The sequence below is a fragment of the Alicyclobacillus acidoterrestris genome (assembly GCF_022674245.1).
Lineage (GTDB): Bacteria > Bacillota > Bacilli > Alicyclobacillales > Alicyclobacillaceae > Alicyclobacillus > Alicyclobacillus acidoterrestris.
Map to the genome: position 1 here is coordinate 559,518 of NZ_CP080467.1, position 12,235 is coordinate 571,752.

Annotated in this window: 11 protein-coding genes; 4 read left to right on the forward strand and 7 right to left on the reverse strand. The window is 56.0% G+C overall.

Annotated elements, in window-relative coordinates; translation table 11 throughout:
* Positions 1-97 precede the first annotated feature (97 nt).
* From K1I37_RS02645 to K1I37_RS02655, 3 genes are all read right to left on the reverse strand, one after another.
* Positions 98-1,375, reverse strand: coding sequence for an MFS transporter (locus K1I37_RS02645; protein ID WP_021298126.1), 1,278 nt, complete (start codon positions 1,373-1,375; stop codon positions 98-100).
* A 289-nt stretch (positions 1,376-1,664) separates the two neighbouring features.
* The gene (locus tag K1I37_RS02650; protein ID WP_021298125.1) at positions 1,665-2,921 is read right to left on the reverse strand and encodes an aminopeptidase P family protein; all 1,257 of its coding nucleotides are present in this window, start codon (positions 2,919-2,921) and stop codon (positions 1,665-1,667) included.
* Between the two features lie 33 nt (positions 2,922-2,954).
* Complete coding sequence (locus tag K1I37_RS02655) at positions 2,955-3,353, reverse strand: methylglyoxal synthase (RefSeq protein ID WP_021298124.1); 399 nt, start codon at positions 3,351-3,353, stop codon at positions 2,955-2,957.
* 247 nt (positions 3,354-3,600) lie between these two features.
* On the opposite strand from K1I37_RS02655, the gene moaA reads away from it, so the two are divergent.
* Positions 3,601-4,632: a GTP 3',8-cyclase MoaA gene (moaA, locus tag K1I37_RS02660; RefSeq protein WP_021298123.1), complete on the forward strand. Its 1,032-nt coding sequence runs from the start codon at positions 3,601-3,603 to the stop codon at positions 4,630-4,632.
* 104 nt (positions 4,633-4,736) lie between these two features.
* Here the strand turns inward: moaA and K1I37_RS02665 are convergent, their stop codons facing one another.
* A complete protein-coding gene (locus K1I37_RS02665) occupies positions 4,737-5,201 on the reverse strand; it encodes a hypothetical protein (RefSeq protein ID WP_021298122.1) in 465 nt (154 codons plus the stop codon).
* Positions 5,202-5,530: 329 nt separating this feature from the next.
* Here K1I37_RS02665 and K1I37_RS02670 point away from each other — a divergent pair, with 329 nt between their 5' ends.
* Positions 5,531-5,713: a hypothetical protein gene (locus tag K1I37_RS02670; protein WP_021298121.1), complete on the forward strand. Its 183-nt coding sequence runs from the start codon at positions 5,531-5,533 to the stop codon at positions 5,711-5,713.
* Positions 5,714-5,867: 154 nt separating this feature from the next.
* On the forward strand, positions 5,868-6,305 hold the full coding sequence (locus K1I37_RS02675; protein ID WP_021298120.1) for a hypothetical protein: 438 nt from the start codon (positions 5,868-5,870) through the stop codon (positions 6,303-6,305).
* A gap of 39 nt (positions 6,306-6,344) precedes the next feature.
* Here the strand turns inward: K1I37_RS02675 and K1I37_RS02680 are convergent, their stop codons facing one another.
* Positions 6,345-7,067: a hypothetical protein gene (locus K1I37_RS02680; protein WP_021298119.1), complete on the reverse strand. Its 723-nt coding sequence runs from the start codon at positions 7,065-7,067 to the stop codon at positions 6,345-6,347.
* Positions 7,068-7,358: 291 nt separating this feature from the next.
* Between K1I37_RS02680 and K1I37_RS02685 the strand changes: the two genes are divergently transcribed.
* Complete coding sequence (locus K1I37_RS02685) at positions 7,359-7,610, forward strand: hypothetical protein (RefSeq protein ID WP_031219174.1); 252 nt, start codon at positions 7,359-7,361, stop codon at positions 7,608-7,610.
* A 1,252-nt stretch (positions 7,611-8,862) separates the two neighbouring features.
* Here the strand turns inward: K1I37_RS02685 and K1I37_RS02690 are convergent.
* Both K1I37_RS02690 and K1I37_RS02695 read right to left on the reverse strand, forming a co-directional pair.
* Positions 8,863-10,050, reverse strand: coding sequence for a pyridoxal phosphate-dependent aminotransferase (locus K1I37_RS02690; RefSeq protein WP_031217917.1), 1,188 nt, complete (start codon positions 10,048-10,050; stop codon positions 8,863-8,865).
* 79 nt (positions 10,051-10,129) lie between these two features.
* On the reverse strand, positions 10,130-12,169 hold the full coding sequence (locus K1I37_RS02695) for a transglycosylase domain-containing protein (RefSeq protein ID WP_021295247.1): 2,040 nt from the start codon (positions 12,167-12,169) through the stop codon (positions 10,130-10,132).
* Positions 12,170-12,235: the final 66 nt, after the last annotated feature.

Sequence of the window (12,235 nt, forward strand, 5' to 3'; positions counted from 1 at the left end):
AGGTTGGCCGTCGGAATCCGACGGCCACCAAAGGTTGTTTGTCTGACAGGGCGATTGTCGGCACTGTCTTGTATACGAACACGATGTACTGCTTCGCTTATTTCGCTGCTTCCGCGTCCTCAAAAGGTGAACGGATTGGCTCGATTTTACCGAGCATCAGTACGTAGCACAAGATACCGAGGATGAGGACAATACCGGCAATAATGAATGCAGATTCGAAGGACCCTGTGAACTGCACGACATATCCGGTGACGATAGGTGCTGCGATACTCATCAAGTTGTTGAAGAAGTTGATGACACTTCCGACGGTACCGACAGTGCCGCGTGGTGAAATCAAGGATGGGATACTCCAGCCGATTGGGGCAGAGAAAGCGAGCCCACCCAGTGCGATGGCGATAAAGATGACGGCGACGTTCGCGTTGTTGGTGAATGCCGCTGGAATGACGGCCAAACCAAGAATCATACCAATGACGAGAATCGTTTTGCGGACTCGCGTGGAGTCGTGACCGCGTTTGACGAGATGGTCGACCAACCAGCCGCCGATGATCAGGTCTGTAAGCGTTGCGACCAGCCATGGGCCAGCGGTGTACCAACCGGACTTCAAAATCGTCATGTGCATTTGCTTTTCCAGGTAACCCGGCAACCAGGTGAGGAACAGGTAAAATGTGTAACCGTATGCAGTGAACCCGAGCGTCAGTCCCCAAATCTTGCGTTGTGACAGGACAAACGCGAGGTTCTTGCCGTACCCGCCAGGTGCCGTCCCGATTTCTTGGGCACCGCCTTCGCGGAGCAACTCGGCTTCTTTCTGTGAGAGCTTAGCGTCTTTTGGATCACGATAGAAAATCCAATACAGCACGAGGTAGACGAGGCTCAACACGCCCGTCAGCCAAAAACCACCTTTCCAGCCCCACTCAAACACTGCCCAAGCGATTAACGGCGTCCCGATGACGTTTGAGAACTTCGCAGCGGCGTCGAAAATTGAAGTCGCCAGGCCGCGTTCACGAACTGGAAACCAGTAGCCTGTCGCCTTCGATGCGGCTGGGAATGCAGGCGCTTCCGCGGCGCCTAGGATGATACGCGACAGGAGAATCAATCCCATTCCGCTGACCACAGCGGTCATCAGCGTCGCCAAAGACCACAGGAGTGTGCCGATTCGGACCAACCATTTTGGACCGATTTTATCGAGCAGCGCGCCGACTGGAATTTGGAAGAGCGCGTACGACCAACCGAATGATGACAAGATGATACCCATTTGCCCACTGCTTAAGTGATACAAATCCGATATGGGCTGCTGTGCAACCGACAGATTGGTTCTGTCGAAGTAGTTGATGAGGATTCCGAAGCCAATGAGAAGTCCTATCCACCAACGTTTCATAAAATCCCCTCCCTCAAGGTGGAGCATGTCCTGAATGTGTTCGTCAAGACATCACCTAAGCGAATTCGGTTACATCCCGACACCCTAGTCGAGAGCTGTGTGAAAAGGTTCACATGTAGGTAAAACGTTTTTGGAAAACGTTTTACGAAAACGATATACCGAACAATATCAAACCTCTTGTAAAATGTGAAGCACAAAATGAAATACAAAAAAAGGCATCGTCGTTACGATGCCCAATTTGCGCTGATGCTAGCCCTATTGAATTCGTATTTGTGGAGTAACTTTGTGTTTATTTGTGGGCTCGATTTGCCATAAAGGCCTCAATCTCGTCGACTGTCTTGAGGATGTCTGCAGATAAATTTTCGGTGCCAGACTCGGTGACTAAGATATCATCCTCGATACGGATACCGATGCCTTCTTCTGCCACGTACAGCCCAGGTTCAATCGTGATGACGGAACCGACCTCAATCGGGAATCCACGCCCGTGTACATCGTGTGTGTCGAGACCCAGTGGGTGGCTCACGCTATGGTAGTAGTATTTGCTGATTTCCTCATCGGACTGGATGAGGCCAATGCGCTTACACTCCCGCGTCAACGTGGCTTTTGTCACCTCGTTTAACTCGGGGTAGGTCATGCCTGGCTTCACAGCAGCAATGGTTTCTTCCAAGGCCGTCAGCACAATTTCGTACAATTCGCGTTGCCGCGGCGTAAACCGGCCGTTGACCGGAAATGTGCGACTGATATCCGCCGAATAATGCAGATACGCTGCGCCAAGATCAATCAGCACGAGGTCGCCATCGGCGACGCGTTGGTCATTTTCCTCGTAGTGAAGTATCGTCGCGCGCTCGCCGCCCGCGATGATGGATGGAAACGCATGCTCTGAGATGCCGTTACTGCGCAACGTAAAGTCGAAAAACGCCTGTAATTCGTACTCGTTTATATCACCGTGTGCATGCGCCATCATGTTTTCGATGCCGAGTTTCGTGACTCGAATCGCTTCTCGAATCGCATTGACTTCGGCTTTGTCTTTGACCGCACGCAGGCGGCAGATGTCGGCATGGATGTTGCGGATGTCAAGGCCCGGGTAGCGCGCTGAGATTTCGCGCGCAAATTGATGCGCCACTGTTTCTGTCTGATTCCAGTCGTTTTGCTGGAGATCTAGATAGACAGCATCGTAGTCGGCGTCGGACAGTAGCGCGCCGAACGTGGACTCGACCTGCGAAATGTCGCGGATGTCCGCGATGCCAGACCGCATTTGCGCCTCATCGTCGCGCATGCGCTTTCCTGTCCATTTCTCTTGCGTCTCATCGACGTGTTCGGTGAACAATGTCGCCGACACAGCGCCGTCCTTCTTTTGGAGAATGAGCGCTGCGTGTTCGCGATCAATTCCAGTGAGGTAGTAGAAGTTCCGGTTTGCGTGAAACGGGTATACAGCGTCGCGCGATTTGTGCGGTGCACGTCCGGAGAACAGGACGGCAAGAGAACGGTCGGCCATCTGCTCGGCGATGCGCTCGCGCCGGCCTTCAAATACGTTTGCGTCAAACATCTGCAGACATCCTTTCCAACTCGCTTTGGGAGATTAGTCCCGAACTTTCGGTTTGAAATCGATGAGGCCAGCATCCATGGCCCGGATCAGGGCTTCAGCTGTCGCCATATTGGTCGCCACAGGGACGTTATGTACGTCACACAGTCGAAGCAGTGCGCTAATATCGGGATCATGAGGTTGTGCAGTCAGTGGATCACGCAGGAACACAACGAAATCCATCTCGTTGTTGGCAATCATTGCGCCAATTTGTTGATCTCCACCATACGGGCCAGACTGAAACCGGTGAACATGGAGGCCTGTCGCTTCTGCAATCCGCAGGCCGGTGGTTCCAGTGGCATACAGGTTCACGTTCTTCAGGATGTTCTGATACGCAATGGCCAAGTAAACAATGTCGTTCTTTTTTTGGTCATGAGCGATCATCGCTACGTTCATACAACAGGGTCCCCCTTGTGGACAATGCATTGCTGACTCCAGTGTAACGCAAAGCATTTAAAAAGTGGTGAACAACTCATCAACTCATGAATCGTTCACACATCCGCATGCGCGCTGCGCATCGGATCCATCGCGAGAAAGCGAGCTTCGAGAGACTGCAAAGGATGGTCTTGGATTTTCAAGCCTAGGCTTCCCCGTGGTACACTGGTTGAGCAAGTCGATTTATTGTTGATTGGAGGTTGAGTAGATGTCTTTGCATCATTCGGGCAACGCCATTCGGGATGCACTCTCTCGACCGCTGAAGGACCTTCGGATCTCGCTGACGGATCGATGTAACTTCCGATGTAAGTACTGTATGCCAAAAGAGGTCTTCGGAAAAGACTACTCGTACCTTTCTGAAGAAGAAACTTTGACGATAGATGAAATTGTTCGGGTGACGCGCATTTTGTCTGAAGCAGGTGTGCACAAGGTGCGACTCACCGGCGGGGAACCATTACTTCGCCGAGATCTTCCGGAAATTATCCACGCCTTGGCTTCACTTCCGGGGATTGACGACATCGCGGTGACCAGCAATGGGAGCATGTTGACGCCAAAGCGCGCCAAGGCGCTCAAGGATGCGGGGCTGCGCAGGATAACCATCAGCCTCGACGCGTTGGACGATACAGTGTTTCGCAGGATGAACGATGTGGGCTTTCCTGTGAACCGCGTGCTCACTGCGATTGAGTCGGCATTGGCGGCGGGCCTGACGCCGGTCAAAGTCAATATGGTCGTTCGTCGGGGCTTTAACGATACCGAGATTCTACCCATGGCAGAGCACTTTCGGGGAACCGGTGTGGTGCTGCGATTTATCGAATACATGGACGTCGGCAACAGCAATGGTTGGAAGTTGGACGACGTTGTTTCGGCATCCGAGATTTACGACACCATTGCGCAGAAGTATCCGCTGGTTCCAGTGGCGCCAGATTTACCTGGAGAGGTCGCGGAGCGTTTTGCCTACCAGGATGGCGCGGGGCAAATTGGCATTATCCACGCGGTCACGAAGCCGTTTTGTACCGGTTGCTCGCGGCTGCGCTTGACGGCTTCCGGCGAATTGTTCACGTGCCTCTTTGCCACACGGGGCAAGCCCATTCGCGCGATGTTGCGGGATGGGGCGACGGATGAGGAACTGCGGGCCGCGATGACGGGGGTTTGGAAGGCGCGCACCGATAGATATTCGGAGGAGCGGAACGAACAGACCGTCCATCGGCCACGGATTGAGATGTCTCGCATTGGCGGGTGAGTAGGGAAAACGGCGCAAAGCAGTTGATGCTTTGCGCCGTTTTTCTGTGTAGGTACGGTTATCGACTTTGCCTGGGGCAGGCAGTTCTATACTTGTGATGCGGATTACCGGCGGAAAAACATTCGGCGGACGATAGCCCAAATCACCCAGATAATCACAATATCGAAGAGGATGTGGAACAAACTCAGGCCGGCGCCATAGGCGTACCCGAAGCCGAACGGATTAAACAGATGGCCTAAAAAGAACCCGGCGCCGAATGAGAACAAGTGTGATCCTAATCCGCCAAACGGTGTTCCGAATGTCCTTGTTCCCGTTCCTGTCCGCGAATTATACGACGGAGATGAGTAGGATCGCGAACTGTACGAGCGAGACGAGTATGATCTAGACGTATACGAACGACCACCGCGAATCGGTTGAACCTGAACGGACGCGTGTTGTGCTTTGGTGAGTGTCGCCGTCTGCACCGTCGCCGAGCTGTGTGACACAACTGGCGTGGAGACCGAAGCAAAGGCGGAGGTTGGAATCAACAGCAACACCATTGTAAACAATCCGACGAAAAAGCGTCTCATGATACATCATTCATCCTTATGTTCATTCTTTTGTGCCGCATGTTTTTAAAGCAGTTGATGCCCGACGGATTTGTAAAAAAACATCACGCTGACGACCGACTGTCGAGCGAATTGCATTTTAAGGGTACGCTGGTGTGGTGAAAAATATCGCCGAAGGACAACCACTGGTGGGATTCACGAGCAATCGCTCGACGCAGACTGCCTGAAAAGTGCTAAAATGGTGGATACCATTGAATGCGTGATGTAGAACGAGATCCGCTGGTCGCAAAACCGGCACACTTTCATTGTACGAAACAATTCAAACTTGTGTCCACGGGAGGATTGACCAATTGGAAAAGTTCATCTTATCCTTTGTCAGTCTTGGCTTGTTATTGTTGGCTGGTTTCGCCCTGATGATTTTGGAACATGGCATGGCAAAAGGTGTTGGCGGCTTGATGATGTTGTTGGCGATGATTTCAGCAGCTGGAATTGACATCCGTCTACGGAGCCCGAATCTGCGCAAGTACCGATGATGTCATTATGCTGCGTTTGATGGTTCTCGTTCGATGGTTCTGCCGCCCGTTTTGTCCGATTGCTGGGCAATTGAGGCGCATCTCTTCGTCCTTCGACATATGGTGTGAGGAGGCTCCCCTGTGGAGCGAAATGGACAGAGGAGGATGCAGACACGTGGCGAACCAACCCAATAAACGCAAGCGCAAAGCTTCCCCAAAGGCTGGAGTAAAGCGGCAGCAGCCGGCTGAAGCTCCGTCGACGACCCCGGAAGTGGAAACTGTTGCATCGAAGTCGAGTTCATTCGACAATCTCAAGAACAATTTAACGGGTAAGCGTAAGGCAATTTTCGAGATTCTGGACGATGTGAAAAAAGTGAATCCCGATCAGTGGAAAGACGCCCACCAAGTTGAACAAATGGCCAAATCCTTCGCGAACAAGTTGGGGCTACCAGTTCCCGAACAGCGGATTAAGCAGTTTGTAAAGGCGTACAGTGACGCGACCAAAAATGGCCCGAACGCAAGTGTGGACGATTTGGTCAAGAAATACGGGAAAAACGTAGATGATAAAACGCTCAAGGAAATTAAGAAGTTCGTTCCAAAGAGTAAAGGCTGAGTCTTCTGCGAGAGGGGGCGGCGCGAGATGCGCCGCCCTTTACATTTGTGGGTGTTGTGGCGTGCCAGGCGGCAACGATTGAGGATGCGGTGGCTGCGGCGCAGGAGGTTGCGCTGCCTGTTGCGGCGATGCGGCTGGTTGTGTTGCCGACTCGCTGGAGTCACCGTCATCCCCCTTGAAGAACCCCCCTGCCAGCGGAGACGACATCAGGGCAGCCAGAATGCTGGTGAAATCCTCAGTGTTTAAATTTTTTCCGCGATGTTTGACCAGTTTGTCGAGCACGCCGCTCTCTTTGAGCGAGTTGGTTGTGACAAAAATGGTATCGAGCATCTTATCCGCTTGCTCGAGGTATCCTAGCCAATTTTTCACCATTCCGCGCAAATTGCCGACGGTCTTCATCGTCTCCTGGACATTTTTTGGCGACAGTAGCTGCGACAAACTTTGTTTTTTATTCGACGGCCCGACGGCTTGAATACTGGGGCGAGCGTTGCCATTGGCACGTCCCTTGGACTTGCGCGCAGTGCCTGTCTTTTTGCGGGCCGGTGGCTTCCGGCTCGGTGATTGGCCTTTCGCCAATACGGCGTCGTCCACGCTGGCGCGGATTGGCTTGGTCGATTTCGCCCCCGACAAACTCCCACCGCTCTTGGCCTTGGCCTTGCCGACGCCCTTGGCCAATTTGGGGGCAGCAGAACCTCGTGCCTTGGAGCGGCCTCGGCGTAAATTTGATGTTTGATTCGTGGCGGTTGCACCTCGCTTCCGCATAGAAGTCTCTTCCTATCCTATTCAGTCATGTGCCTCTGGTGATTGTGCCCGCCAAAGCCTAGCGAGTTCGCGAGTTTCGGTGGCGTTTACAGGCGGGCACAGGTGTTGTGCACGCGCGTGTCGATGTGCGCAGTTTGTGAATAGGACGCCACTTCCGGCACAGAATAGCGACAGAGATGGCTCCAGTTCGCAGTCGGGCGATGAGGCGTGGATGACGTGGGCATGCGAAAGCGGCCCGATTCCGAGTCCGACGATATTGCGAGTCACACGCGGGGAAAGGGGTGCAGCACGATGGCATTAAAGCGTCAATTGTACGCGAAGTACGGCGGCGTGCATTTTGTCCAGACGGCACCGGCTCAAGATATCAACGATTTTGTCCGTAGCTTGCCGGCAGACAAGCGCGACAGCCTGTTCGAGGTCCTTCACGAGTTGGACGAGGCAGGGTTGATTGAGATTCGAAATGACGAAAACTGGACGGATCCCTACGGAGAAATCCACCCTGCACACCCGCACGGGCAACAGAATCCAGATACCACAGAGTAAGGGTCATGACGTCCTGTGCATGAAGGGGCTAAGGGCCATCTCTACGTCGGCGGACTCGCGGGCGAGGGGATGGCTCCTTTTTGTTTGCGGCGGTGGTGGTGCTGGGTGGCCGGTGAGGCTGGTGAGGCTGGTGGTGCTATTGGTGCTGGGCGGCCAGTGCGGCTGTGGATGTCTTAATAAGACGATTGGAGGCGTTTGGGGGTCAATAGAGCAGAAAATCTACCTTATTCGGTGCAGATTGGGGCGCATTCCGTTGATTTTGCGGGCATAAGACAAAATTTGTGCACTAAATGCCGCGAATCTGCTGCCGGCCTGCGAATAAGGTAGAAATCGTGCGCTATGCGGCGGCGTGGGGGCTGGTGGGCCGCAGGGTCGCAGGGTCGCAGGGTCGCAGGGTCGCAGGGTCGCAGGGTCGCAGGGTCGCAGGGTCGCAGGGTCGCAGGGTCGCAGGGTCGCAGGGTCGCCGAGCCGCCGAGCCGCCGAGCCGCCGAGCCGCCGAGCCGCCGAGCCGCCGAGCCGCCGAGCCGCCGAGCCGCCGAGCCGCCGAGCCGCCGAGCCGCCGAGCCGCCGAGCCGCCGAGCCGCCGAGCCGCCGAGCCGCCGAGCCGCCGAGCCGCCGAGCCACATCGGCTGCTGGTCTATCCAGCGAGATCCATAGCCTCCGAAGGCACATACCTGACTCCTGGCACTCCGCCTGCATGTCTTAATAAGACATATCAACTGAAAAGCCGCCGGATAAGACCAAAAAAATGCGCTATTTGCCGCACATGGCCTCGATTTTGGGTGAACTGAAGAGGATAAGGTACAAATGTTGCTCTATTGAGTGGGATTCATCAGAAAATTGGGGAATAGGGCAGATTTGATGTCTTAAATCATCGTCATACATCGTCATAAATCATCTATGTACGGTTCAGAGGTGTGTGAATGCACGCGGCCTGAATGTAAAGGTAAAACATTGAAGCGTATAGGCGAAATGACGCGCATTATGCCGCCGCCATAACCGCAGCCGCATCCTCGCTCGCCTGAGGCGTCGCCGCCATAACCGCAGCCACAGCCTCGCCCGCTGGCGCCACGCCAAGGTCAAGCCACCCGGGTGTCCAGTGGCTCTCCCTCCTGCGATCCCGCCGCCTTCAAGCGCACCCCTGCCACACCGTTGCGCTCGCCCGAGTGGGCGAGGCGCCTCTATGAGGCGCCCGCGTCGCGCGCCATTGCGCACAGCTACATCTGCCGCTCGGGCGTTCCACGCGCGATGCTCAGACGAGCTTCTGGTGGAATTCGCGCATGCGCGAAACGGCGTCCGCGACTTGGTCGTCGGCCACGGCGTAGGAGAAGCGCACGTGGTTCGGCGAGCCGAAGGCGTCGCCTGGAACGCTGGCGACCAGCGACTTCTCGAGCAGCAGCTCGCAGTAGTCGGTTGCCGATTGGATGGTTTTGTCTTCGTAGCGCTTGCCGATGACGCCGGAGATGTCCGGGAAGGCGTAGAACGCGCCCTCGGGCACCAGACAACTCACGCCGGAGAGCGAGTTGAGTCCTTCGACGAGAATGTCGCGGCGGTGCTGGAAGGTCTGCACGACTTCCGGATTAAAGTTGGCCAGGGCCGTCAGGCCGGCAGCTTGCGAGATGGAGGACGGGCTGCCGGTCGAGTGACTTTGGAAACTCGCCATGGCCTTTGCGACATCTAGAGGTGCCGCCGCATAACCTAAGCGCCAGCCCGTCATCGCGAAGGCTTTGGAGAAACCGTTGACGACGATGGCGCGATCCTGCAATTCCGGCGCGATAGCCGCCAGGCTGGTCTGCTTGACGTCGTAGACGAGGCGCTCGTAGATTTCGTCGAGCACGACGTAGACGTCGTGGTGGCGAAGTACTCCGGCGAGCGCCAAGAGTTCGTCTTCGTGGTAGACTGCGCCAGTCGGGTTTGACGGTGTGTTCAGGAGCACCGCCTTCGTCTTTGGCGTGATGGCCGCTTCCAGTTGGGCAGCGGTCATTTTGAACCCGGTCGACTCGTCGCAATAGACGATGACCGGTTTCGCGCCCGCGAGCTCAATTTGCTCTGGGTAAGAAACCCAGTACGGCGCAGGCAGGATGACCTCGTCGCCTTCGTCGCAGATGGCGGTGAAGATGTTGTAGAGCGTGTGCTTGGCACCGTTGGAGATGATGATCTGATCCGGCGAGTAGGTGAGTCCATTTTCGGTCATCAGTTTGCTGACAATCGCTTTGCGCAGCGCTACGGTCCCCGCGGCCGGCGTGTAGCGCGTGTTGCCGTTGGTGATGGCGCGGATGCCAGCAAAGGCAGCCGCAGTCGGCGTGTCAAAGTCTGGTTCTCCGACGCTCATATTGATAACGGGTTGTCCCGATGCTAAGAGCGACTTCGTCTTCGCGTCGACGCTCATCGTCGCTGAAGGCTTGATGTTGCGGACGCGTGTGGACAGGCGTTGTTCCATTATGACGCCCCACCCCTCCCTGTTTGTTGCCGCCATTGTAGCACAGTTCTTGGCGTTGTTGGCGCAATTTAGCGCCATATCAGAACCATTTTTGGAACCAGCCAAACAATTTCTCCTTCGGCGAACTCTTCGTCCGCGGTGGTGCCGGATTGTGGATTGGGCAAGATTTGGTCGGTTCCGTGCCCGGGACAAAGTAATCCGTCTCCGTCACCCGGCATTGTGGGGTGGCGAGTTGGCCTGTGAGCGGATCGATTGTGTAAGCCTTGAGGCCCGGCGCTGGTTGGTACCATTTGTACGGCATATGTGCCTGCGCGGTGCCCATGAACTTCGCCCAAATCGGCGACGCCAGGTGCGACTCTGCGACCGACAGGGGGCGGTTTGTGTCATAGCCGACCCAGACTGCGCAGACGAGGTTGGGCGTGTAACCGACCATCCAGGCGTCGGTGTCGGTGGTGCCGGTCTTCGCGGCGGCGACGTTGTGCAGGTAACTGTGCACTGAGTAGCCTGTGCCGTTCGGCTGCAGCACGCTGGTCAGCAAATCCGTCATCTGGTAGGCCACCTGCGGGGACACGACCCGTTCGGTGGCCGGGTGCGTCGCCAATTCGCTGCCTGGCGTGTCGACCTCGGTCACCGCGTGCGGCGTCACTTTGAAGCCGCCGTTGGCGAGCGTCGCGTAAGCGGTGGCCATTTCCAGCGGCGATACCGGGAAGACGCCGAGCGCAAGCGACGGGTATGGCTGTAAGGTTGACTCAATGCCCATCCGGTGCGCCGTTTCGACGACCTTCTCCGGGCCGACGGCGAGGTTCGTGTGGACCGCGTAGACATTGTCTGATCGCGCAAGTGCTTCGCGCAGCGTCAGCGGCCGTTCGGCATAGAAGTCGCCGTAGTCGTGCACGGTGTACTGCTTGTCGTGGTTCGGGCCGTAGACGAACGTCGTCAACTTGCTGTCCACCTGATTTGCCGGGGTCCAGCCATTTTCCAGCGCGGCCGTGTAGAGAATACCTTTAAAGGTCGATCCCGGCTGCCGCGGCGCCATCGCCCGGTTGTAGGGGCTCGTCTGGAAGTCGCGACCGCCGACCAGCGCTTTGATGGCGCCGGTTCTTGGATCAATGGCGACCAGTGCTGCCTGAATGTCACTGTGCTTGGGCAGCGTCTTTTCGATGGCGCGTTCGGCTGCTTGTTGAAGCAGGGGATCGAGTGTCGTGTGAATCTTCAGGTCGCCCTGGTATAGGTGCTCCTCGCTGATTTGAAACTGGTGTTTCGCTTCGTTGACCGCCACCTGCGTGAAATACGGTGCTTGCACGACTGGCGTGTGGTAGGTGGCGATGTGAATCGGTTGGCGGTAGGCCGCGTCGGCCTCGGCTTTTGTCAGGTAGCCCGTCGCGACCATGCGCGAGAGAACGACTTTTTGCCGCGCCTTCGCCAAGTCCATGTTGGACAGCGGCGAGTAGATGGACGGCCCCTTCGGCAGGCCGGCGAGCATGGCGCATTCGGCCAGGTTGAGTTGGTCGACCGATTTATTGAAGTACAGGCGCGACGCGGCTTGTACGCCGTATGCGCCGTGTCCGTAATAGACGACATTCAAGTAGCGGTTGAGAATCCAGTCTTTCGGCTCGTGCAACTCCAGCTGAATGGCCAAGAGCGCCTCGCGCACTTTGCGCGAGTACGTCCTGTCCTGCGTCAGAAACAGGTTCTTCGCCAACTGCTGGGTGATGGTGGAGCCACCTTCGACCACCTCGCCGTGCCGCAGATTGACCAGCATGGCGCGGGCGGTTGATTTGAGATCGATGGCGTGATCGTGATAAAAGTTTGCATCCTCGACGGCCAACGTGGCCTCGACGAGCGCCTTTGGAATCCGTGACAACGGGACTGGCTGCCCCTCTGTGCCACTGCTCGTCCACTCGGCGAGGCGAACCCCGTCTTCGCTGTCGATCTCGGTTGGATTCGCGACAGACTGATCTGGCAGCGGCAGACACCGCAGGAGCAGAATCAACAGGGACATGCCGGAAAAGCCTGTGGCCAAAGGGATGAAGATGGTGGCCATCCACAATTTTTTGCTGCGTGGTTTGCGACGGTACACTTTGGTTGACTGTTTGGATTGATCAGGTTTCCGACGCAACGCGCTTACCTCCCAAGGGGAATGATGGAAGGTAGAATACCCAAAATTTGTTCTGGAAATGTATGG

Coding starts and splice junctions, on each gene's coding strand:
- moaA (WP_021298123.1), top strand. CDS start 3,601: ATGTCTTTGCATCATTCGGGCAACGCCATTCGGGATGCACTCTCTCGA.
- K1I37_RS02650 (WP_021298125.1), bottom strand. CDS start 2,921: ATGTTTGACGCAAACGTATTTGAAGGCCGGCGCGAGCGCATCGCCGAG.
- K1I37_RS02645 (WP_021298126.1), bottom strand. CDS start 1,375: ATGAAACGTTGGTGGATAGGACTTCTCATTGGCTTCGGAATCCTCATC.
- K1I37_RS02680 (WP_021298119.1), bottom strand. CDS start 7,067: ATGCGGAAGCGAGGTGCAACCGCCACGAATCAAACATCAAATTTACGC.
- K1I37_RS02655 (WP_021298124.1), bottom strand. CDS start 3,353: ATGAACGTAGCGATGATCGCTCATGACCAAAAAAAGAACGACATTGTT.
- K1I37_RS02690 (WP_031217917.1), bottom strand. CDS start 10,050: ATGGAACAACGCCTGTCCACACGCGTCCGCAACATCAAGCCTTCAGCG.
- K1I37_RS02665 (WP_021298122.1), bottom strand. CDS start 5,201: ATGAGACGCTTTTTCGTCGGATTGTTTACAATGGTGTTGCTGTTGATT.
- K1I37_RS02685 (WP_031219174.1), top strand. CDS start 7,359: ATGGCATTAAAGCGTCAATTGTACGCGAAGTACGGCGGCGTGCATTTT.